Annotated in this window: 21 protein-coding genes; 11 read left to right on the top strand and 10 right to left on the bottom strand. The window is 73.3% G+C overall.

The window, feature by feature from the left end; all coding sequences use genetic code 11:
* Positions 1–195: 195 nt before the first annotated feature.
* The 3 genes from KBY47_RS31975 (at position 196) to mmpA (ending at position 1,563) form a co-directional block, all read left to right on the top strand.
* Complete coding sequence (locus KBY47_RS31975) at positions 196–522, top strand: plasmid stabilization protein (RefSeq protein ID WP_210927382.1); 327 nt, start codon at positions 196–198, stop codon at positions 520–522.
* 41 nt (positions 523–563) lie between these two features.
* Complete coding sequence (locus tag KBY47_RS31970; protein ID WP_210927380.1) at positions 564–1,256, top strand: endonuclease V; 693 nt, start codon at positions 564–566, stop codon at positions 1,254–1,256.
* A 160-nt stretch (positions 1,257–1,416) separates the two neighbouring features.
* Complete coding sequence (gene mmpA, locus KBY47_RS37435) at positions 1,417–1,563, top strand: morphogenic membrane protein MmpA (RefSeq protein ID WP_374103142.1); 147 nt, start codon at positions 1,417–1,419, stop codon at positions 1,561–1,563.
* Positions 1,564–1,582: 19 nt separating this feature from the next.
* Here the strand turns inward: mmpA and KBY47_RS31960 are convergent, their stop codons facing one another.
* Positions 1,583–2,761, bottom strand: a complete 1,179-nt coding sequence (locus KBY47_RS31960; protein WP_210927378.1) for a trans-acting enoyl reductase family protein — start codon at positions 2,759–2,761, stop codon at positions 1,583–1,585.
* A 210-nt stretch (positions 2,762–2,971) separates the two neighbouring features.
* Here KBY47_RS31960 and KBY47_RS31955 point away from each other — a divergent pair, with 210 nt between their 5' ends.
* The 3 genes from KBY47_RS31955 to KBY47_RS31945 are packed head-to-tail and all read left to right on the top strand — an operon-like array spanning position 2,972 to position 7,582.
* Positions 2,972–4,150: a CaiB/BaiF CoA-transferase family protein gene (locus KBY47_RS31955; protein ID WP_210927376.1), complete on the top strand. Its 1,179-nt coding sequence runs from the start codon at positions 2,972–2,974 to the stop codon at positions 4,148–4,150.
* Positions 4,147–5,361, top strand: coding sequence for an acetyl-CoA C-acetyltransferase (locus KBY47_RS31950; protein ID WP_210927374.1), 1,215 nt, complete (start codon positions 4,147–4,149; stop codon positions 5,359–5,361). Before KBY47_RS31955 ends, KBY47_RS31950 begins: the two co-directional genes overlap by 4 nt.
* Positions 5,362–5,395: 34 nt before the next feature.
* Positions 5,396–7,582, top strand: coding sequence for a 3-hydroxyacyl-CoA dehydrogenase NAD-binding domain-containing protein (locus KBY47_RS31945; RefSeq protein ID WP_210927372.1), 2,187 nt, complete (start codon positions 5,396–5,398; stop codon positions 7,580–7,582).
* On the opposite strand, the gene KBY47_RS31940 is transcribed toward KBY47_RS31945, so the two are convergent.
* Positions 7,568–8,272 carry a MerR family transcriptional regulator gene (locus KBY47_RS31940; RefSeq protein WP_210927371.1) on the bottom strand — a complete coding sequence of 235 codons (705 nt, stop codon included), beginning with the start codon at positions 8,270–8,272 and terminating at the stop codon, positions 7,568–7,570. The two genes, KBY47_RS31945 and KBY47_RS31940, sit on opposite strands and share 15 nt — an antisense overlap.
* Before the next feature lie 73 nt (positions 8,273–8,345).
* Between KBY47_RS31940 and KBY47_RS31935 the strand changes: the two genes are divergently transcribed.
* Together KBY47_RS31935 and KBY47_RS31930 are read left to right on the top strand one after the other, a co-directional pair.
* A complete protein-coding gene (locus KBY47_RS31935; RefSeq protein ID WP_210927369.1) occupies positions 8,346–8,825 on the top strand; it encodes a macro domain-containing protein in 480 nt (159 codons plus the stop codon).
* Between the two features lie 49 nt (positions 8,826–8,874).
* Positions 8,875–9,369, top strand: a complete 495-nt coding sequence (locus tag KBY47_RS31930) for an ATP synthase F0 subunit B (RefSeq protein WP_210927367.1) — start codon at positions 8,875–8,877, stop codon at positions 9,367–9,369.
* A gap of 30 nt (positions 9,370–9,399) precedes the next feature.
* On the opposite strand, the gene KBY47_RS31925 is transcribed toward KBY47_RS31930, so the two are convergent.
* Positions 9,400–10,359: an FAD-binding oxidoreductase gene (locus KBY47_RS31925; RefSeq protein WP_210927366.1), complete on the bottom strand. Its 960-nt coding sequence runs from the start codon at positions 10,357–10,359 to the stop codon at positions 9,400–9,402.
* A 66-nt stretch (positions 10,360–10,425) separates the two neighbouring features.
* Between KBY47_RS31925 and KBY47_RS31920 the strand changes: the two genes are divergently transcribed.
* Both KBY47_RS31920 and KBY47_RS31915 read left to right on the top strand, forming a co-directional pair.
* Complete coding sequence (locus KBY47_RS31920) at positions 10,426–11,466, top strand: oxidoreductase (RefSeq protein WP_210927364.1); 1,041 nt, start codon at positions 10,426–10,428, stop codon at positions 11,464–11,466.
* Between the two features lie 36 nt (positions 11,467–11,502).
* Entirely contained in the window at positions 11,503–13,143 is a 1,641-nt protein-coding gene (locus tag KBY47_RS31915) for an ABC-F family ATP-binding cassette domain-containing protein (RefSeq protein WP_210927362.1), read from the top strand.
* Here KBY47_RS31915 and KBY47_RS31910 read toward each other — a convergent pair.
* From KBY47_RS31910 to KBY47_RS31895, 4 genes are all read right to left on the bottom strand, one after another.
* Positions 13,140–14,330: a serine hydrolase gene (locus KBY47_RS31910; protein ID WP_210927360.1), complete on the bottom strand. Its 1,191-nt coding sequence runs from the start codon at positions 14,328–14,330 to the stop codon at positions 13,140–13,142. The genes KBY47_RS31915 and KBY47_RS31910 overlap by 4 nt on opposite strands.
* A 106-nt stretch (positions 14,331–14,436) precedes the next feature.
* The gene (locus tag KBY47_RS31905) at positions 14,437–16,818 is read right to left on the bottom strand and encodes a Tex family protein (protein ID WP_210927358.1); all 2,382 of its coding nucleotides are present in this window, start codon (positions 16,816–16,818) and stop codon (positions 14,437–14,439) included.
* Between the two features lie 77 nt (positions 16,819–16,895).
* Positions 16,896–17,033 carry an LPFR motif small protein gene (locus KBY47_RS31900; RefSeq protein WP_210927355.1) on the bottom strand — a complete coding sequence of 46 codons (138 nt, stop codon included), beginning with the start codon at positions 17,031–17,033 and terminating at the stop codon, positions 16,896–16,898.
* A gap of 103 nt (positions 17,034–17,136) precedes the next feature.
* The gene (locus KBY47_RS31895; RefSeq protein WP_210927353.1) at positions 17,137–17,886 is read right to left on the bottom strand and encodes an enoyl-CoA hydratase/isomerase family protein; all 750 of its coding nucleotides are present in this window, start codon (positions 17,884–17,886) and stop codon (positions 17,137–17,139) included.
* Between the two features lie 248 nt (positions 17,887–18,134).
* Here KBY47_RS31895 and KBY47_RS31890 point away from each other — a divergent pair, with 248 nt between their 5' ends.
* A complete protein-coding gene (locus KBY47_RS31890; protein ID WP_210927398.1) occupies positions 18,135–18,644 on the top strand; it encodes an ATP-binding protein in 510 nt (169 codons plus the stop codon).
* Positions 18,645–18,671: 27 nt separating this feature from the next.
* Here KBY47_RS31890 and idi read toward each other — a convergent pair whose 3' ends face one another.
* The 3 genes from idi to galE all read right to left on the bottom strand — a co-directional run bounded on the left by idi (position 18,672) and on the right by galE (position 21,455).
* Positions 18,672–19,265, bottom strand: a complete 594-nt coding sequence (gene idi, locus KBY47_RS31885) for an isopentenyl-diphosphate Delta-isomerase (protein WP_210927351.1) — start codon at positions 19,263–19,265, stop codon at positions 18,672–18,674.
* A 134-nt stretch (positions 19,266–19,399) separates the two neighbouring features.
* Complete coding sequence (locus KBY47_RS31880; protein WP_210927349.1) at positions 19,400–20,338, bottom strand: cation diffusion facilitator family transporter; 939 nt, start codon at positions 20,336–20,338, stop codon at positions 19,400–19,402.
* Between the two features lie 145 nt (positions 20,339–20,483).
* Positions 20,484–21,455 (bottom strand): UDP-glucose 4-epimerase GalE, encoded by a 972-nt coding sequence (galE, locus tag KBY47_RS31875; RefSeq protein ID WP_210927348.1) that lies wholly within the window; start codon positions 21,453–21,455, stop codon positions 20,484–20,486.
* Between the last annotated feature and the right edge of the window lie 176 nt (positions 21,456–21,631).

Raw genomic sequence — 21,631 nt, 5'->3', positions numbered from 1 at the left:
GACTGGACAGCGGGACGACTGGACGGCGGGACGCCGGGACTGCCGGGCGAGGACCCACATGGGAAGAGACGACGGAATCCCTCAATCCGTGCACCCCTGGCGAGTGACCTCCGTCACCGTCCTCAATCCCGGGAGTGTGGTCCGTGGCGCCGACGTGGGTACCCGGTCCGCGCACCCGAGAGGAAGTGAGCGGACATGCCACGCGGTTCCAGCTCCAAGCGGGAACGCCAGTACGAGCACATCAAGGAGAGCGCGCGGGACCGGGGCGAGAGCCCGGGGCGCGCCAAGGAGATCGCGGCACGGACCGTCAACAAGGAACGGGCCCGCTCCGGCGAGTCGAAGACCGCGAGCCGCACCTCCACGCAGGACATGTCGTCCGGCAAGCGCGGCGGCCAGCGGTCCGGCAAGGGCTCCCAGGGCCCGACCTACGACCAGCTCTACGAGGAGGCCAAGCGGCGGGGCGTCCACGGCCGTTCCGACATGAACAAGCAGCAGTTGCAGCGGGCCCTCGGCGGCAAGTGAGGACACTCCCGCGCGGGGCACGTCGTACGCTCGTCACCACCATGACGACCGTACGCGTACCGGCGGGCTGGCCCGCGACCGAGGAACAGGCCCGCGCCGTGCAGGACGAGTTGCGCGAGCGGGTGGTCCACGACGAGCCGGGGCCACCGCCCGCAACCGGCCGGGTGACCGGCGTGGACGTCGCCTACGACGACGAGCGGGACGTCGTCGCGGCGGCGGCCGTCGTGCTGGACGCCGCGAGCCTCGACGTCGTCGCGGAGGCCACCGCGGTGGGGCGGATCTCCTTCCCGTACGTGCCGGGGCTGCTGGCCTTCCGTGAGATCCCCACCGTGCTGGCCGCCCTCGACGCGCTGCCCTGCCCGCCGGGCCTCGTCGTCTGCGACGGCTACGGTCTCGCGCACCCGCGCCGCTTCGGCCTCGCCAGCCACCTCGGCGTGCTCACCGGACTGCCGACGATCGGCGTCGCCAAGAACCCCTTCACCTTCGCCCACGCCGAACCGGGCCGCCCGCGCGGGTCGTCGTCCCCCCTGCTCGACGGTGCCGAGGAGGTCGGGCGCGCCCTGCGCACCCAGGACGGCGTGAAGCCCGTCTTCGTGTCCGTCGGCCACCGGGTCGCCCTGGACACGGCCTGCGCCCACGTCCTGCGGCTCACCCCGCGCTACCGCCTCCCGGAGACCACCCGCCGCGCCGACGCCCTGTGCCGCCGGGCACTGCGTGAGACGGTCTCCGGCTGAGTACGCGCGGCCGGTACCTGAGTACGAGTACGGATGCCCGGGGTCCGGCCCCACCCGGCAGGGTGGGCCCATGACGACGCACCGCGCCACGACGACGCACCGCGCCACGACGACGCACCGCGCCACGACGACGCACCGGGCCATGACGGCCCGCCGGACCATGACGACGCTCCGTGACCCCGCGCCCCTCTCCGACCCGCACCGCCCCGTCGAGCGGGCCGTGGTGCTCGGTCTGGTCCTGGCCGTGCTGGCGGGCGTCGGCTGGATCGGCGGGATGATCTACACGCTGGTGAGCTGGCCGCTGTGAGGCACCCCGGGGCGGGCGCTCAGCGAGTCGCCGCCAGACGGAAGACGATCCCCGCGCGGCGCAGCCGTTCGGTGAGGGCGTCGCCCATGGCCGTCGCCGTGGTGACCTGTCCGGCGGTGGGCGGCAGCTCGTCCAGGGCCAGCGACAGCGCGGCCTCGGCGAACATCTTCGCCGTCTCGTCGTAGCCGGGATCGCCGCCGGAGACCTCGGTGTAGACGCGCCGCCCGCCGCCCTCGCCGACGAACCGGACCGAGAACCAGCTCCGGGCCCGCTGCTGCGCGCTGGGCCCCTCGCCCGGCTTGAGCCGCCCGGACAGCCAGCGCCGCGCGGGCGGCAGCTGGGCCGCCGCGACCAGCGCGCCCACGGCCGCCACCCCGCCCACCGCGACGGGCAGGTGCCGTACGGCGGCGTAGTGGCGGTAGCGGAAGTCGGGGCCGTAGCGCCGCAGGGCCCGGGCCGAGGCGCGCACGATCTGCGGGTCGAGGGTGGGCAGCGGCAGCGCCCACGCGCCGACCTCCCCGGCGAACCGCGGCGCGCCCGGCGTCGCGACCGCGCGGCGCCCCACCAGCCGCGGCTCGTGCCGCCGCCGGTCCCGGGCCGCGGCCGCCAGGTGCCGCCCGCGTGAGAACTGGCCCAGCGCGGAGGCGAACGTGCCGCCGGAGAAGGCGGCGTCCACCGACACATAGCCGTCCACGGTCAGCGGCACGTCCTCCGGCAGCTGCCGGACGGTGAAGTAGACGCCCAGGTCGTGCGGGACGGAGTCGAAGCCGCACGCGTGCAGCAGCCGTGCGCCCGTCTCACGCGCGCGTGCGTCATGGCGGACGTACGTCAGGTCGACGAACTCCGGCTCACCCGTGAGGTCGAGGTAGTCGGTGCCGGTGTCCGCGCACGCGGCGACCAGGTCGTCGCCGTGCAGGGCGTAGGGCCCGACGGTGGTGGCCAGCACGCGCGCGTGCGTGGCGAGTTTCCGCAGCGACGCCGGGTCGGAGACGTCCGCCCGCAGCATCCCCACCTCCGCGCCCCCCGGCAGCCGCTCCCGCAGCTCCACGAGCCCGCGCTCACTGCGGCCCGCGACCGCCCAGCGCAGGTTCCCGGGGGCGCGCGCGGCGAGGTACTGCGCGGTGAGCGTGCCCACGAAACCGGTGGCCCCGAAGAGCACGATGTCGTAGGGACGGTCCGCCTTGTTCGGCCTGCTCATGACACACCTCGGTTTCGCCTCACGCGCCGCTGTCGGGGGCCGAGGCTAGCGTGAAGGGTGCGGCGGTCCGACGCCGAGCCCGCCCGTCGGGTCTCCGTGTGATGCGTAAGGTGGCCAAGCGCTTGCTCGCTGAGGGCTTGTGCCGCCCGGAACACGTTCATAGCATCATCGGTGTTACATCAATTGTGTCACGACCCCTGGGGGCGGCCCATGGCAGCGGACAGGACAGCACCGCACGGACCGCTCAGCGGTGTGCGCGTCGTCGAACTGGCGGGGATCGGGCCCGGCCCGTTCGCCGCGATGCTCCTCGCCGACCTGGGCGCCGACGTCGTGCGCGTCGACCGTCCGGGCGGCCAGGGGCTCGGCATCGACCCCGCCCACGACCTCACCAACCGCGGCAAACGCTCGGTGGTCGTCGACCTGAAGGACCCGGACGGTCCCGCCCGCGTCCTGGACCTCGCCGCCCGCGCGGACGTCCTCGTCGAGGGCTACCGCCCCGGCGTCGCCGAACGCCTCGGCGTCGGCCCCGAGGCCTGCCACGCCCGCAACCCCGCCCTCGTCTACGGCCGGATGACCGGCTGGGGGCAGAGCGGGCCCCTCGCGGACCGCGCCGGGCACGACATCGGCTACATCGCCATCACCGGCGCCCTCCACCTGATCGGAGACCCGGACCGGCCCCCCGCCGTCCCCGCCAACCTCCTCGGCGACTACGCGGGCGGCTCCCTCTACCTCGTCGTCGGTGTCCTCGCCGCCCTCCAGCACGCCCGCGTCACCGGCACCGGCCAGGTCGTCGACGCCGCGATCGTTGACGGCACCGCCCACCTCTCCGCGATGATCCACGCCATGCTGGCGGCCGACGCCTGGCAGGACCGGCGCGGCGCCAACCTCCTCGACGGCGGCTGCCCCTTCTACGGCACCTACGAGACCGCCGACGGCCGCCACATCGCCGTCGGCGCCCTGGAGCAGCAGTTCTACGACGAGTTCATGACCCTGCTCGGCCTCCCCGAGCTGGCACCCGCCCGCCACGACCCGGCCCGCTGGGGAGAACTGCGCGTGGCGGTCGCCGCCCGCTTCAAGAGCCGCACCCGGGACGAGTGGACGGCCGTCTTCGACGGCTCCGACGCCTGCGTGGCGCCCGTACTCTCCCTGCGCGAGGCCCCCCACCACCCGCACCTCGCCGCCCGCGCCACCTTCACCGACCACGGCGGCATCACCCAGCCCGCCCCCGCCCCCCGCTTCTCCGCGACCCCTACCGCCGTCCGCGGCGCCCCCGCCCTGCCCGGCGCCGACACCGCCACCGTGGCCCGGGACTGGGACGTCCCGCAGCTCACCGGTCCGCGACCGAGCACCGACCAGCCCCGCAACCCTCAGCGAAAGGCCTCTTCGTGACCTCCGAAGCGTTTGTGTACGACGCGATCCGCACCCCGCGCGGACGCGGCAAGGCCACCGGCGCCCTGCACGGCACCAAGCCCATCGACCTGGTCGTCGGGCTCATCCACGAGATCCGCGCCCGCTTCCCCGGCCTCGACCCGGCCGCCGTCGACGACATCGTCCTCGGCGTCGTCGGCCCCGTCGGCGACCAGGGCTCCGACATCGCCCGGACCGCCGCCATCGTCGCCGGACTGCCGGACACGGTCGCGGGCGTCCAGGAGAACCGCTTCTGTGCCTCGGGCCTGGAAGCCGTCAACCTGGCCGCCGCCAAGGTCCGCTCCGGCTGGGAGGACCTCGTCCTCGCGGGCGGCGTGGAGTCGATGTCCCGGGTCCCGATGGGCGCCGACGGCGGCGCCTGGTTCAACGACCCGATGACCAACCTGGCCGTGGACTTCGTGCCGCAGGGCATCGGCGCCGACCTGATCGCCACCATCGAGGGCTTCTCGCGCCGCGACGTCGACGAGTACGCCGCCCTGTCGCAGGAGCGCGCGGCCACCGCCTGGAAGGAGGGCCGCTTCGAGCGCTCCGTCGTCCCCGTCAAGGACCGCAACGGCTTCGTCGTCCTCGACCACGACGAGCACATGCGCCCCGGCACCACCGCCGACTCGCTCGCGGGCCTCAAGCCGTCCTTCGCCGACATCGGCGACCTCGGGGGCTTCGACGCGGTGGCGCTCCAGAAGTACCACTGGGTGGAGAAGATCGACCACGTCCACCACGCGGGCAACTCCTCCGGCATCGTCGACGGCGCCTCCCTCGTCGCCATCGGCTCCCGGGAGGTCGGCGAGCGCCACGGACTCACCCCGCGCGCCCGCATCGTCTCCGCCGCCGTCTCCGGCTCCGAGCCCACCATCATGCTCACCGGCCCCGCCCCCGCCACCCGCAAGGCCCTCTCCCGCGCCGGGCTGACCATCGACGACATCGACCTCGTCGAGATCAACGAGGCCTTCGCCGCGGTCGTGCTGCGCTTCGTGAAGGACATGGGCCTGTCCCTGGACAAGGTCAACGTCAACGGCGGCGCCATCGCGCTTGGCCACCCCCTCGGCGCCACCGGCGCGATGATCCTCGGCACCCTCGTCGACGAACTGGAGCGCCGGGACAAGCAGTACGGCCTCGCGACGCTGTGCGTGGGCGGCGGCATGGGCATCGCCACCATCGTCGAGCGCGTCTGACCCCCTCCCGACGGATTCTTCTGGAGCACACCTGATGACCACCGAGCGCACCACCATCCGCTGGGAACAGGACGACACCGGCGTCGTCACCCTCGTCCTCGACGACCCCGCCCAGTCCGCGAACACCATGAACCGGGCGTTCCACGCCTCGCTCGCCGCCGTCGCCGACCGCCTTGAGGCGGAGAAGGACACCGTCCGCGGCGTCATCCTCGCCTCCGCCAAGAAGACCTTCTTCGCGGGCGGCGACCTGCGCGACCTGATCCGCGTCACCCCCGAGACCGCGCAGGACATCTACGACGCGGGCCTCGCCGTCAAGCGGAACCTGCGCCGCATCGAGACCCTCGGCGTCCCGGTCGTCGCCGCCCTCAACGGCGCGGCCCTCGGCGGCGGCTACGAGATCGCCCTCGCCTGCCACCACCGCGTCGCCCTCGACGCCCCCGGCTCCAAGATCGGCTGCCCCGAGGTCACCCTCGGCCTGCTCCCCGGAGGCGGCGGCGTCGTCCGCACCGTCCGGATGCTCGGCATCGCCGACGCCCTGCTGAAGGTCCTCCTCCAGGGCACCCAGTACAGCCCCCGGCGCGCCCTGGAGAACGGCCTCGTCGACGAGGTCGTGGACACGCCCGAGGAGATGCTCGCGCGCGCCCGCGCCTTCATCGACGCCAACCCGGCCTCCCAGCAGCCCTGGGACAGGCCCGGCTACCGCATCCCCGGCGGCACCCCGGCCAACCCGAAGTTCGCGGCCAACCTGCCCGCGTTCCCGGCCAACCTGCGCAAGCAGACGAACGGCGCCCCCTACCCGGCGCCCCGCAACATCCTCGCCGCCGCCGTCGAGGGCGCCCAGGTCGACTTCGAGACCGCCCAGGTCATCGAGGCCCGCTACTTCGTGGAACTGGCCGCCGGCCAGACCGCCAAGAACATGATCCAGGCGTTCTTCTTCGACCTCCAGGCCGTCAACTCCGGCGCCAACCGGCCCAAGGACGTCGCACCCCGCCAGGTGCGGAAGGTGGCCGTGCTCGGCGCCGGGATGATGGGCGCCGGGATCGCCTACTCGTGCGCCCGCGCGGGCATCGACGTCGTCCTGAAGGACGTCTCCCTCGAGGCGGCCGTCAAGGGCAAGGGCTACTCCGAGAAGCTGTGCGCCAAGGCGGTCTCCCGGGGCCGTACGACGCGGGAGAAGGCCGACGCGCTGCTCGCCCGCATCACGCCCACCGCCGAGGCGGCCGACCTCGCGGGCTGCGACGCGGTGATCGAGGCGGTCTTCGAGGACCCGGCGCTCAAGCACAAGGTGTTCCAGGAGATCGAGCACGTCGTCGAGCCCGACGCCCTGCTGTGCTCCAACACCTCCACCCTGCCCATCAGCGCCCTCGCCGAGGGCGTGGAGCGGCAGGCCGACTTCATCGGGCTGCACTTCTTCTCACCCGTCGACAAGATGCCCCTCGTCGAGATCATCAAGGGCGAACGGACCGGGGACGAGGCCCTCGCGCGCGCCTTCGACCTGGTCCGGCAGATCAAGAAGACGCCGATCGTCGTCAACGACTCGCGCGGGTTCTTCACCTCCCGCGTCATCGGCCACTTCATCAACGAGGGCGTGGCCATGGTCGGCGAGGGCGTCGAGCCCGCGTCGGTCGAACAGGCGGCGGCCCAGGCGGGCTACCCGGCCAAGGTCCTCTCCCTGATGGACGAGCTGACCCTGACCCTGCCCCGCAAGATCCGCAACGAGACCAGGCGGGCCGTCGAGGAGGCGGGCGGCACCTGGCGGGAGCACCCCGCCGAGGCCGTCATCGACCGCATGATCGACGAGTTCGGCCGGCCCGGCCGCAGCGGGGGAGCGGGCTTCTACGACTACGGCGACGACGGCAGGCGGGCGGGCCTGTGGCCGGGGCTGCGGGAGCACTTCACCAAGCCGGGCCACGAGATCCCGTTCCGGGACATGCAGGAACGCATGCTGTTCTCCGAGGCCCTGGACACGGTCCGGCTGCTGGAGGAGGGCGTGCTGACGTCGGTCGCCGACGCCAACATCGGCTCCATCTTCGGCATCGGCTTCCCCGGCTGGACCGGCGGCGTGCTCCAGTACATCAACGGCTACGACGGTGCCCTGCCAGGCTTCGTGGCACGCGCGCGTGAACTCGCCGACCGCTACGGCGAGCGGTTCGCCCCGCCCGCGCTGCTGGTCGAGAAGGCGGAGAAGGGCGAGTCGTTCAGCGACTCACCCCGCGTCTGACCGGGTGAGCACCTCGCCCAGCTCCTCCCGCAGCGACCGCTGGAACGTCGTCAGCAGCGCCTGCACCACCAGCGGGTGCATGTGCGCCGACAGCGACCGCACATCGCGGGTGTCGCGCTCCGACACCTCGTCGAGGAAGAGCCGGGCCAGGTCCTGAGCCGCGGCGCGCGAGTGTTCGGTGAGAACCTTGCGCGCCGCGAGGATCGCCTCCTGGGAGAGCGGCACGTCCAGCAGCCGCACCCCGAGCCGCAGCACCCCGAGGTCGACGTGGTAGCCGTCCGGCCCGGACCGCACCACGTCCATCGCCACCAGCCGCTCCACCTCGTCGTCGTCGAGCGCCCGCCCCGACCGCCGCTGAAGCTCCTCGCGCGTCACCAGTTCCTCGGAGTCCGGCGCCCACGAGGCGACCACGGCCCGCTGGATCGCCAGATCGTGCGCGCTGAGGTCCGGCGGCAATTGCTGGAGGTACCGCTCGATCCCGGCCAGCGTCATGCCCTGCCGCTGCAACTCCTCGATGAGTTCCAGCCGCGCCAGATGCGCACGCCCGTACTGCCCCACCCTGCGCGGCCCGATCACCGGGGGCGGCAGCAGCCCCCTGGTGCTGTAGAACCGCACCGTGCGCACCGTGACCCCGGCCTGCGCGGCCAGCTCGTCCACGGTCAGCGTCAGCTCCTCGACGTGCCTGTCCATGTGAAGCAGTATCGCTGTCTCACCAGAACTGTGAAACCCGTCCGTTGTCAGTGGGGCCGCCTACGGTGGTGCCATGACGGGGATCACCTACCTCCGGGGCGACGCGACGGCACCCTCGGTGAAGGGCGCCAGGATCATCGCCCATGTCTGCAACGACATCGGCGGCTGGGGCAAGGGCTTCGTCGTCGCCCTGTCCCGCCGCTGGCCCCAGCCGGAGGCCGCCTACCGCGCCTGGCACCGTGGCCGCGCCGCCAACGACTTCGCCCTGGGGGCGGTGCAGGTCGTGCGGGTGGAGCCGTACGTCTGGGTGGCCAACATGATCGGGCAGCGCGGCATCCGCACGGGCAGCAAGGGCGCCCCCGTGCGCTACGAGGCCATCGGTACCGCGCTGGGGCATCTGGCCGGGCACGCCGCCGCGCTCGACGCGTCGGTGCACATGCCGCGCATCGGGTGCGGTCTGGCGGGCGGCAAGTGGTCCCGTGTCGAACCCCTGGTCGTCGAGCGGCTGGTCGCGCGCGGCACATCCGTGACCGTGTACGACCACGGGGACTGAACGGGGGCATCTGGGATGCCGGGGGAGGGCCAGCGGGTAGGGGAGCGGCATGGAGTTGCTCCCCGTGCGGATCGGGCCGTTGAACCCGTTCATCCCGGACCTGGTGGTCGGGCTGGTGCTGTTCGGTCTCTGCTATCTGGCGCTGGTGCGGCTGCTGCGGCGGGCGCGTGCCGTGCTGGAGCAGCGGGAGGAGATGACACAGGGGGCCGCCGACCGGGCCGAGGAGGTGCGGGCCCGGGCCGAGGAGAAACGGGACGAGGCGCGCGCCGTGCTCGCCGAGGCCCGCCACGAGGCGGCCCGCATCCGGCACCGCGCCGAGCGCGAGGGCGCCGCCCTGATCGCCGCCGCCCGCGCCGACGGCGTACGCGAACGGGACGGCATGCTCGCGCAGGCCGCCGCCCGCATCGAGTCCGAGCGCGCCGCCGCCGAGGCGGAACTGCGGGTGTACGTCTCCGAGCTGGCCTCGGAACTCGCCGGACGCCTGGTCGGCGAACCGATCGCCCCCACGTCGCCCACCGCCCCCTCGACGGACAACATCCGCTGACCCGGACCGGCCGGGATGCCGACGGACCGGCTATCCCGCCCCGCTCCCCACCAACCCCGCCGCCTCCTCCGCGCACCCCCACGCCACGGTGATCCCGGCGCCCCCGTGGCCGTAGTTGTGGACGAGCGGGCGCCCGTCGGGCAGGTACTCCCGTTCCAGGCGTACCGACTCCCGGGCCGGGCGCAGGCCCACCCGGTGCTCCAGCACCCGGGCCCCGGCGATCTCCGGGCGCAGGGCGGCGCAGCGCCGTACGATCGCCTCCGCGACGGCGGGGTCGGGCGCCTGCGACCAGACGTCCTCCTCCGCCGTACCGCCGAGGATCAGCCGGCCCGGCTGCGGGAACAGGTACGCCATCGCGCCGGAGGCGTCCGTGGAGACGAGCCAGGTGCGGATGCCGGGGTCGGTCACCACCACGAGCTGCCCGCGCACCGGACGCACCGTCTCGTCCGGGACGAGCGCACGGGCGCCCAGGCCCGTGCAGTTGACCACCACCGGCGCCGCCACGTCGGCGAGCGCGGACACCGTACGGTGCTCCACGGTGCCGCCCGCCGCCAGCAACCGGTCCCGCAGCCAGGGCAGATGGGTCGACATGTCGATGAGCGGGAGCCGCGCCCACAGCCCCGCCCCGGTGTACTCCCCGGCCGTCGCGGCCCGTAGCCCCGGCAGCCGGGCCGTCGCCCAGCCGCCGACCTCGTCCAGCCCGGTCTCGCCCAGTACCCCTTCGACCATCCGTACGCCGGTCGAGGCGGGCCGCTCGGCCAGCGCCGTGTACACGTCCAGCGAGCGCAGCGCCCAGGCCCGCGCCCGCGCCACCGGCTGGATCCGGTACGGCCACCACAGCGCCCCGGCAACCGCCGAGGTGGTCCGCTCGACCGGGTCCCGCGTCCACAGCCGCACCCGGCGCCCGCGCTCCGCCAGCACCACCGCGGTCGTCAGCCCGATGACCCCGCCACCCACGACGACCACGTCGTCCCTCGTGTCACTCTGCACGCCGGGACCGTAGCGGAATGTGTCATGCCGCGCTCAGGGCGCCCCCGCCCCGGGGATACTCACAGCATGTCTGCCGCGTACGCGAACTTCGGCCTGGCCCCGGCGATGCGGGCCGGTGCCGTCCTCGCGGACGGCGGCTACCAGGTCCACCGGGACTTCGTGGACTTCATCGTCGACGGACGCCCGCTGCTGCACCGGCTCTCCGACCTGGACGCCGTCTCCCCGCTCGCCTCCGACGTCCCGCCCGCGATCTTCACCGCCCAGGTCCGGGGCCTGCTGCTGGAGGCCGACGCCCCGCTGCCCGGCGGCCGCTACGTCATCTACGGCTGTCCCGAGTGCGCCGACCTGGCGTGCGGCGCGGTCACCGCCGTCATCGAGCGGATCAACGACGACTACGTCTGGCGGGACTTCGCCTGGCAGACCGAGGACGAGGTCGACCTCCGGCTCAACGGCTACCACGGCATAGGGCCGTTCCGCTTCGAGGGCGGCGCCTACCGGTCGGCGCTCGGCGCGCTGCTCGACCGCCCGGACGCCGTGGCCGACCAGGGCCCCGCGCCCCGCCGCCGCGTCCTGCTGATCGGCGCCCGCGTCGCCGTCCTCGCCAGGCTCGCCGCCGCCCTGCGCACCATCGGCATCGGCGCCGACTTCACCCGCGACGCCGAGCACGTCCCCGCCGACGAACTGCGCGGCTACGGCGCCGTCGCCTTCGGCCGCGCCATCGGCGAGCAGGAACGTACCGCCGTACGCCGCGCCTTCGAACGGGCCGGGGTCGAGGTGGCCTACGTCGACGGTCTCGCCCCGATCGTGCCGCTGCTGGTCGCCCAGATCGAACACGCCCTCGACCGCGGCCCGCGCGAGCGGCGCCGCCTCACCGCCCTGTCCGTCACCGACGGCGCGGCGGACATCGAGGTCACCTCGCCGTGCCGGGTCCGCCTGACCGCGTACCGCCTCGACCGCCTCTACCGCACCCACACCCACGAACTCCTCGACGACGTCCTCGAACCGGGCCACCACCGTCTCCCGCTGGACGCGAAGGCCGTCAAGGGACAGTCGTACGTGGTCGCGCGGACGACGGGCAGCGTGCTGGTGACGGCGGTGGCCCACTGAGGACCGCCATCAGCGCCCACTAGAATTCCCCGCCTGATGACTGCCACCCTCGTCGCCAAGAATCTCGCCGCCGGTCACGGTGACCGCTCCCTCTTCTCCGGCCTCGACCTCGTCGTCGCGCCCGGCGACGTGGTCGGGCTGGTCGGCGCCAACGGCGCGGGCAAGTCCACGCTGCTGCGCATGCTCGCCGGACTGTCCGCGCCCGAAGAGGGCGAGCTGCGGCTCTCCCCGCCGACCGCCACCGTCGGCCACCTCCCGCAGGAGCCGGAGCGGCGGCCCGGCGAGACCGTACGGGCGTTCCTCGGCCGCCGTACCGGCGTCACCGCCGCCCAGCGGGCCATGGACGAGGCCACCCAGGCCCTGGTCGACGGGGCACCGGGCGCCGACGACGCGTACGCGACGAGCCTGGAGCGCTGGCTCGGCCTCGGTGGCGCCGACCTCGACGAGCGCGCCGAGGAGACCGCCGACTCCCTTGGGCTCGCCGTCGGCCTCGACCAGCCGATGACCTCCCTCTCCGGCGGCCAGGCCGCCCGCGCCTCACTCGCCTCCCTGCTGCTCTCCCGCTACGACGTCTTCCTGCTCGACGAGCCCACCAACGACCTCGACCTCGACGGCCTGGAACGCCTGGAGCGCTTCGTCACCGGCCTGCGCGCGGGCACCGTCGTCGTCAGCCACGACCGCGAGTTCCTCACCCGCACCGTCACCAAGGTCCTCGAACTCGACCTCGCCCAGCAGCGGATCAACCTCTACGGCGGCGGCTACACCGCCTATCTGGAGGAGCGCGAGGTCGCCCGCAGGCACGCCCGCGAGGACTACGAGGAGTACGCCGACAAGAAGGCCGCCCTCCAGGAGCGGGCGCAGACCCAGCGGGCCTGGATGGACAAGGGCGTCAAGAACGCCCGGCGCAAGGCGGGCTCCGACAACGACAAGATCGGCCGCAAGTTCCGCAGCGAGGCCAGCGAGAAGCAGGCCGCGAAGGCCCGGCAGACCCAGCGCATGATCGAACGCCTCGAGGTCGTCGACGAGCCGCGCAAGGAGTGGGAGCTGCGCATGGAGATCGCCTCCGCCCCGCGCTCGGGCGCTGTCGTGGCGACCCTGCGCGACGCCGAGGTCCACCGCGGCGGCTTCGTCCTCGGCCCGGTCTCCCTCCAGATCGACTGGGCCGACCGGGTCGCGGTGACCGGCGCCAACGGCGCGGGCAAGTCCACCCTGCTGGGCGCCCTGCTCGGCCGCATCCCGCTGGACGCGGGGCACGCCGCGCTCGGCTCCGGCGTGCGGCTGGGCGAGGTCGACCAGGCACGCAAGCTGTTCCACGGCCCGGAGCAGCTGCTCGACGCCTTCCACGCGGCCGTCCCGGACACCGAACCGGCCGAGATCCGCACCCTGCTGGCCAAGTTCGGCCTGAAGGCGGACCACGTCCTGCGCCCCGCCGCCACCCTCTCCCCGGGCGAGCGCACCCGCGCCGCGCTCGCCCTCCTCCAGGGACGCGGCGTCAACCTGCTCGTCCTCGACGAGCCGACCAACCACCTCGACCTGCCCGCCATCGAGCAACTGGAGTCGGCGCTCGACGCCTACACCGGCACCCTGCTCCTGGTCACCCATGACCGCCGCATGCTGGACGCCGTCCACGTCACCCGCCGCCTGGAGGTCGCGGACGGCAAGGTGACCGAGCGCTAGCCCTTCCCGCGCAGCAGGGCGCAGACGAAGTCCTCCTGCACGGCGCGCATCTCCCGCAGCAGCTCGGGCTTGAGGGTCTCGTTGATCTGAGTGGTGGAGGAGAAGGTCAGGGACCGGCGCCCGTCCGGAGTCGCCGCCATCAGCTGGGTGTAGCCGGGCATGTTCCCGGTGTGCCCCAGCACCGTGCCGCACCGGGTGGCGTAGCGGAAGATGCCGAGGCCGACGGAGTTGCGGCCCGGCCCGGCGGGCTGGGACGCGCCGTCCACCCAGCGGCGCTGCTCCCGCACGACCCGGTCGTCGTAGAGCGCGCCCCCGGCGTAGCCGCGGATGAAGCGGGTCAGGTCGCCGGGCGTGGAGACGATGCCGCCGGACGCCCACACCCCCGACATGCTCAGCGCCTCACTGACGTCCTCGGGCGGCTCGGGCGGGCTGACGTCGTAGCCGTGCAGATACGGCTCCGGCATCCGGTAGCCCTGCGGCAGACTGGTCCCGCGCAGCCCCAGGTGCCGGTAGACCAGCTCGTCCAGCAGCCGTTCGTACGGGGTGCGGGTGACCGCCTCCGCCATCAGCGCCACGGCGATGTTGTCGGAGTTGGAGTACTGGTAGCGGCTGCCGGGCCGGAAGGCCAGCGGTTCCCCGGCGACGAAGTCGAGCAGGCGGCGGGAGTCGAAGCGGTGCCGGGGGTCGGCCCGCACGATCTCGGCGAACTCGGGACTCTGGGTGTAGTCCGGCAGCCCGCTGGTGTGGTGCAGCAGCTGGCGCAGCGTCACCGCGTGCCAGGCGCGCGGCAGCCGGGGCAGCCGGGAGCCGATGGTGTCGTCCAGGCGCAGGTCGCCCATGTTGACCAGGGAGAGCGCGACCGCGCCGCTGAACGCCTTCGCCGCGCTGGCGATCCGCATGTGGTCGTGGGTCTGCGGCGCCCGGTCGGTGCCCAGCTCCGCGACGCCCGCGCGGACCACCTCGGTGTGGTCGCCGTCGCGCAGTACGGCGATGACCCCGGGCGGGCCGCCGGGCGCCCGGACCAGCGCCTCGAGCTTGGCCCGCAGGTCGGGAGCGGTGTCGGCGGGCGGTCCGGGCGGTGCTGCGGCGGCCGGGGTGAGGGGCGCGAGACAGACCGCCACCAGCGCGATCACCCCCAGGGGGCCCGGCGGGACACGACGGCGGGCGGCTGCGGTACGGATGTGCATCGGCTCTCCGTGAGCGGGACGTGGACGGGCGTCCAGCTTCGTCCGTCCTCGCGCGCCCCGGCCGCCGCTGCTGCTGCATCCGGCGCAACCGCCGCCCCGGTCTGCGTCAGCGGCGGCCGTTCTTCGGGTCGACCAGACCCGCCCGGCGCAACGCGTCCGCCATGGCGCTGTTGGCGGGAGCCGGAGCCTGACGGCCGCCACCACCGCCGCCCCCGCCACGGCCCTGCCGCTGCTGCGGCGGACGTCCGCCGCGCTGCTGGCGCCCGCCCGAGCCGCCGGACTGCTGGCCCTGCGGGGCGGCCTCGTCGTCCAGCCGCAGCGTCAGCGAGATCCGCTTGCGCGGGATGTCGACGTCGAGGACCTTCACCTTGACGATGTCGCCGGGCTTGACCACGTCACGCGGGTCCTTCACGAACGTCCTCGACATCGCGGAGACATGCACCAGACCGTCCTGGTGGACACCGACGTCGACGAAGGCCCCGAACGCGGCGACGTTCGTCACGACGCCCTCCAGGACCATCCCGGAGGCGAGGTCCGAGATCTTCTCGACGCCCTCCTTGAACACCGCCGTCTTGAACGCGGGCCGCGGGTCACGGCCCGGCTTCTCCAGCTCCTTGAGGATGTCGGTGACCGTCGGCAGACCGAACGTCTCGTCCACGAAGTCCTGCGGCCGGAGCGAGCGCAGCACACCGGTGTTGCCGATCAGTCCGGCGACCTCCTGACCGGCGGTCTTCACCATCCGCCGCACCACCGGGTAGGCCTCGGGGTGGACGCTGGAGGCGTCCAGCGGGTCGACGCCGTCGCGGATGCGCAGGAAGCCCGCGCACTGCTCGTACGCCTTCGGACCCAGCCGTGCCACCTTCTTCAGCTCCGAGCGGGACCGGAACGGCCCGTTGGTGTCCCGGTGCGCCACGATGTTCTCGGCGAGCCCGGAGGAGATCCCGGACACCCGCGCGAGCAGCGGCGCGGAGGCGGTGTTGACGTCGACACCGACGCCGTTCACACAGTCCTCCACCACCGCGTCCAGCGAGCGCGACAGCTTCACCTCGGACAGGTCGTGCTGGTACTGGCCGACGCCGATCGACTTGGGGTCGATCTTCACCAGCTCGGCCAGCGGGTCCTGGAGCCGCCGCGCGATGGACACCGCGCCGCGCAGCGACACGTCCAGGCCGGGCAGCTCCTGGGAGGCGAAGGCGGAGGCGGAGTACACCGAGGCGCCCGCCTCGGACACCATCACCTTGGTGAGCTTCAGCTCGGGGTGCTTGGTGATCAGCTCGGCGGCGAGCTTGTCGGTCTCGCGGGACGCCGTGCCGTTGCCGATGGCGACCAGTTCGACCGCGTGCTCCTTCGCCAGCCGGGCCAGCTTGGCGATCGCCTCGTCCCAGCGGTTCTGCGGGACGTGCGGGTAGATCGTGTCGGTGGCGACGACCTTGCCGGTGGCGTCGACGACGGCCACCTTCACCCCCGTACGGAAACCGGGGTCGAGGCCGAGCGTCGCGCGGGTGCCCGCCGGGGCGGCCAGCAGCAGGTCCCGCAGGTTCGCCGCGAACACCTTCACCGCCTCGTCCTCCGCGGCCGTGCGCAGCCGCAGCCTGAGGTCGATGCCGAGGTGGACCAGCACCCGGGTGCGCCACGCCCAGCGGACGGTGTCCAGCAGCCACTTGTCGGCGGGGCGGCCCCGGTCGGCGATGCCGAAGCGGTGGGCGATCGTCCCCTCGAACGACGAGGGGCCCTCGGTCGGCTCCTCCGGCTCCAGGACGAGATCGAGGACCTCTTCCTTCTCGCCGCGCAGCATCGCGAGGATCCGGTGCGAGGGGAGCGCGGTGAACGGCTCGGCGAAGTCGAAGTAGTCGGCGAACTTCGCGCCCGCCTCCTCCTTGCCCTCGCGCACCTTGGCGGCCAGCCGCCCGCGCGTCCACATCCGCTCGCGCAGCTCACCGATCAGGTCGGCGTCCTCACCGAACCGCTCGGTGAGGATCGCCCGCGCCCCGTCGAGGGCGGCCTGCGGATCGGCCACGCCCTTGTCGGCGTCCACGAACGCGGCGGCCGCGGCCAGGGGCTCCACGGTCGGGTCCGTGAGCAGCCCTTCGGCCAGCGGCTCCAGGCCCGCCTCCCGGGCGATCTGCGCCTTGGTGCGCCGCTTGGGCTTGAACGGCAGGTAAATGTCCTCCAGGCGCGCCTTGGTCTCGGCGGCCCGGATACGGGCTTCCAGTTCCTCGGTGAGCTTGCCCTGCTCGCGCACCGACTCCAGGATCGCGGTCCGCCGCTCCTCCAGCTCCCGCAGATAGCGCAGCCGCTCCTCGAGCGTGCGCAGCTGCGCGTCGTCGAGCATCTCGGTCGCTTCCTTGCGGTAGCGGGCGATGAAGGGCACCGTCGAACCGCCGTCCAGCAGCTCCACGGCCGCCTTGACCTGCCGCTCCCGTACGCCGAGTTCCTCGGCGATCCTGCCTTCGATGGACCCTGCTTGGAGGGACCCGGGTGTCGTCACGTGCCGTACCGCCTTCTCCACTTCGGGTTGCGCGGCAATTGTGGCAGGTGACACCGACACTCGGGGACCAGGGCGGGTCAGACCCGGCGCGCCCCGCGCCGGCCGGAGCCGGAGGCACCGCCGAGGAGCCGGGCCACGGCCCGGAACGGCAGTGTCACCACGGTCGCCAGCGCGCCGCCGATCTGGCGGAGGACGTCCGCGAGAGCACGAAACACGAGATGCCCCTTTCCGTCGGTCTTTCCGTCGGTCTTTGCGTCGATCCCGTACGTCGACTGGCCTCCGGGTACCCGGACGGCGGAGATCATGCCCGGTGCCGCCTCACCCGGACGTGGTCCAGGTGAAACGCGGCTGCCTGCGCTCCAGGAACGCGGCGACCCCCTCGGCGGTGTCGCCGCTCGCGCGCGCCCGCTCCGCCCAGTGGCCGTCGCGGTCCGTACGGCCGTCCGCGAACTCCTTCGCCGCCGCCTGAGTCAGCAGCGACTTGGCGGTCAGCACCCGGGTGAACTCCGCGACCCGCTTGCCGAGTTCGCCCTCGGGCAGCACCTCGTCCACGAGGCCGGTGCGCAGCGCCCGGTCGGTGTCGATCAGCTCGCCGGAGAACAGCAGGTACTTGGCGGTGGCCGGCCCCACCAGGGACACCAGCCGCCGGGTGGCGGACGCCGGGTAGACGATGCCCAGGTTCGCCGGGGTCACCCCGAACAGCGCGCCCTCCTCGGCGAACCGCAGGTCGCAGGCGGCGGCCAGCTGCGCCCCGCCGCCCACGCAGTGCCCGCGGACCGCGGCCAGCGTCGGCTTGGGGAAGGCGGCCAGCGCCTCCTCGGCTGCCACGGCCAGTTCCTGGGCCTGCCGCGGCGATCCCTGGAGGGTGGAGATGTCGGCGCCCGCGCAGAACGTCCCGCCCGCCCCGGTCAGCACCAGCACCCGTACGCCCGGATCGGCGGCCAGCGCTTCCAGCAGCGGGGGCAGCGCCCGCCACATGGCGGCGGTCATGGCGTTGCGCTTGGGCGGGTACTCGATGACGACCGTGGCCACCGAATCGGCGACGGTGTACGACAGCTGCGGCTCCATGCGCGGGATGCTAGCCGGGGCCCTCCCGAGCCCGGCCGGCGACCTGGGGAGTCAAACCCGTACAACCCGAATAGTTCGCCAAGTCGGCACGAGTGGGACAGGAGCAGTCCCTCAACTGACGGTGTCATACGCCAACGGTCAGAAACGTTCGATAATTGCTGACTTGCGTTCAGCTTCCCGGCGTGGAGCGGCTCGTTACCAACACTCGACGTGTGGTGACAATCGAGCACAAGGGTGGCGACCGGACGATGGACAACCTTGGGCGCGGGCCCGCCCCACGCCCCGCGGGCGGCGCGGACGCATCCCCCGAACCGCCGACGCCCGCCCCACTGCCCTACGAGGGCGTCTGGCGGTTCACCGCCCCCGCCCTCGACGCCTCGGTCCCGCAGGCCCGGCACGCCGTGCGGGACCTGTTGCTGCGGCAGGGCGTACCCGCCTCGGACGACCTGGTGCAGGGGCTGCTGCTGATCGTCTCGGAGCTGGTCACGAACGCCGTACGGCACGCGGCACTGCTGTCGCCGATGCTGGCCGTGGAGGTCGCCGTCGGTGCCGAGTGGGTGCGGGTGTCCGTGGAGGACAACCACCCCTACCGGCCCACCGCCCTGGAGGCCGACCACGGGCAGACCGGCGGACGCGGACTGCTGCTGGTGCGCGAGGTGACCCGGGAGGCGGGCGGGGCGTGCGACGTCGAGCACACCGCCAGCGGTGGCAAGGTGATCTGGGCCGCCCTGCCGCTCAAGCCCGCCCGGCTGCCCTGACGTCCCGGACGCTCACCACCCCGGCGCTCACCAGCCCGCGGAGTTGCCCGTCAGCTCCCGGACCGCGGGGCGTGCCGCGTCCAGCACGGTCATGAACCAGGCCGAGAAGGGGTTCTCGGCGTGCCGCTCCGCCAGCTCCGCCGGGGTCACGAAGGCGGTGGCGCCGACCTCCTCCGGGTCCGGCCGCAGCGCCGACTGCACCATGCCGACGAAGAGGTGGTTGTACTCCTGTTCCACCAGGCCCGAGACCGGGTCCGGGTGGTTGTAGCGGACCGTGCCCGCCGCGGCCAGCAGCGAGGGGGAGACACCCAGCTCCTCGTACGTGCGCCGGGCCGCCGCCGCGAACGGGGACTCGCCCGGGTAGGGGTGGCCGCAGCAGGTGTTGGACCACACACCGGGGGAGTGGTACTTGCCCGGCGCGCGCTGCTGGAGCAGCAGCCGGCCCTGCTCGTCGAAGAGGAAGACGGAGAACGCCCGGTGCAGCAGTCCCGGCGGCTGATGGGCGGTGAGCTTCTCCTCGGTGCCGATGGTCACGCCGTTCTCGTCGACCAGTTCCAACAAGATCGCTTCCGCGGTGCCGTTCGACGAGCTGGGCGTCGCGGTGGCAGGTGTGATCGGCATACCCATCCTTAGCATCGGTCCTCGCCTCCCCAGTCTGCCGTACCCGTCCGGCACTCCCGGCACTTACCGGCGCGTCCGCATGTCCCGCGCGCTGCGCGGTCGGCGGGGCGTACCACCCCCGCAGGCGCGAGGCCTCAGTGGCACAACCGCGCCTCGTGCTCCGCGTGACCGCCCGGCTCCAGCTGGAAGGTGCAGTGCTCCACGTCGAAGTGGTGCCCAAGGCACCCCTGGAGTTCATGGAGCATCTTCTCGTGCCCTATGGCGCTCAGGACCTCCGAGCGCACGACCACGTGCGCGGAGAGCACCGGCATCCCGGAGGTGATGGTCCAGGCGTGCAGGTCGTGGACGTCCTCGACGCCTTCCAGCGCCAGTATGTGCGCCCTGACCTCGGCCACGTCCACGCCCTTGGGCGCCGACTCCAGCAGCACGTCGAGGGTCTCACGCAGCAGCCGCACCGTCCGCGGCACGATCATCAGCCCGATCAGCAGCGACGCGACCGGGTCGGCCGCCTGCCAGCCGGTGCCCAGGATCACCAGTGCCGACACGAGCACCGCCACCGAGCCCAGCGCGTCCGCCGCCACCTCGAGGAACGCCCCGCGCACGTTCAGGCTCTCCCGCTGGCCGCGCATCAGCAGCGTCAGGGAGATCATGTTGGCGACCAGACCGACCAGGGCGAACACGACGGTCAGCCCGCCGTCGGTGTCCGCCGGGGTGACGAACCGCTGGATCGCCTCGTACAGGACGTAGCCGCCGACGCCGAGCAGCAGCAGACAGTTGGCGAGCGCGGCGAGGATCTCGGCGCGGGCGTAGCCGAAGGTGCGCTTCCCGCTCGGCGGGAGGTTCGCGAAGTGGATGGCGAGCAGTGCCATACCGAGGCCGAGGGCGTCGGTGGCCATGTGCGCGGCGTCCGCGATCAGCGCGAGCGAGTCGGCGAGCAGCCCGCCGACGATCTCCACGACCATCACGGTGAGCGTGATCGACAGCGCGATCCGCAGCCTGCCGCGGTACGCCGCTGCCGCCGTGCCGTGCGGCAGCGCGCCGTGCGCATGCCCGTGGTCGTGCCCTGCCCCCATGGCAGCCGCCTCCTGATGAACGCGCCGGATCGGTCCGAGGGCCCAGTGAACTACGGGCGGGGGGTATCGGGCAACGCGACGCTGAACACCGTTGTCATCTGCTCTGACCTGCGCAAACGAACCACAGGTCAGACCACCTGGACGATCAGCCGCCGTGCCGGAGCCGCCAGCCCGACCACGCCGACTCGACCATCTCGCCCACCCCGCGCCGCGCCGTCCAGCCCAGCTCCCGTGCCGCCCGCTCCGCCGCGGCGACCGACACCGGCGCGTCCCCGGGGCGGCGCGCCTCGACCACGGGCGGTCGGCGGTCGCCGGTCACCTCGCCGATGACGTCGACCATCTCCCGTACGGAGACGCCCTCCCCCCGGCCGATGTTCAGCGTCAGATCGCCCGCCGCCCCCGGCGCCGACAGCCGTCCGGCCGCCGCGAGGTGCGCCTCGGCCAGGTCCGCGACGTGGATGTAGTCCCGGACGCAGGTGCCGTCCGGGGTCGGGTAGTCGTCGCCGAAGATCCGCGGCGCCTCGTCGCGGGTGAGCCGGTCGAAGACCATGGGGACGATGTTGAACACACCGGTGTCCGCCAGCTCGGGAGCGGCGGCGCCCGCCACGTTGAAGTAGCGCAGGCACACCGTGGCGATGCCGTGCGCCTGCCCGGCCGCCCGCACCAGCCACTCACCGGCGAGCTTGGTCTCGCCGTACGGGTTCACCGGCGCGCACGGGGTGTCCTCCGTGATCAACCCCACATCCGGGTTGCCGTAGACCGCGGCCGAGGAGGAGAACAGGAAGCGCCCGATCCCGGCGTCGGCGACCGCGTCCAGCAGGGTGGCGAGCCCGCCGACGTTCTCCCGGTAGTAGCGGGTGGGCTGCGCCACCGACTCGGCGACCTGCTTGCGCGCCGCGAGATGCACCACACCCGTCACCGCGTGCTCGGCGAGGACCTTGCGCAGCAGCTCCCCGTCCAGTGAGGAGCCCCGCACCAGCGGCACCTCGGCCGGGAGCCGCGCGGGGACTCCGGCCGACAGGTCGTCCAGCGCCACGACACGCTCCCCGGCGCCGGTCATCGCCCGCGCCACATGAGCCCCGATGTAACCGGCCCCGCCGGTGATCAGCCACGTCATGGCCGCCACCCTAAGCCGCCCCCGGCCGCCGCGCTCACACCGAGGCGGCGCGGTATGGACCGTTCTGCGGTGTGATTTTGTACGCCGGGGCCCGCATCCCCGATGATGATCGCCGCGGAGGTCGCAGCAGACCCTGTCGTCCGGACGATGAACGGCCGGTGAACACGGTCTTCTCA

This window comes from Streptomyces sp. B93 (genome assembly GCF_018070565.1).
In the GTDB taxonomy this organism is placed as follows: domain Bacteria; phylum Actinomycetota; class Actinomycetes; order Streptomycetales; family Streptomycetaceae; genus Streptomyces.
Note: the sequence above shows the minus strand (reverse complement) of the source record. Positions and strands in the feature narration are given on the sequence as shown.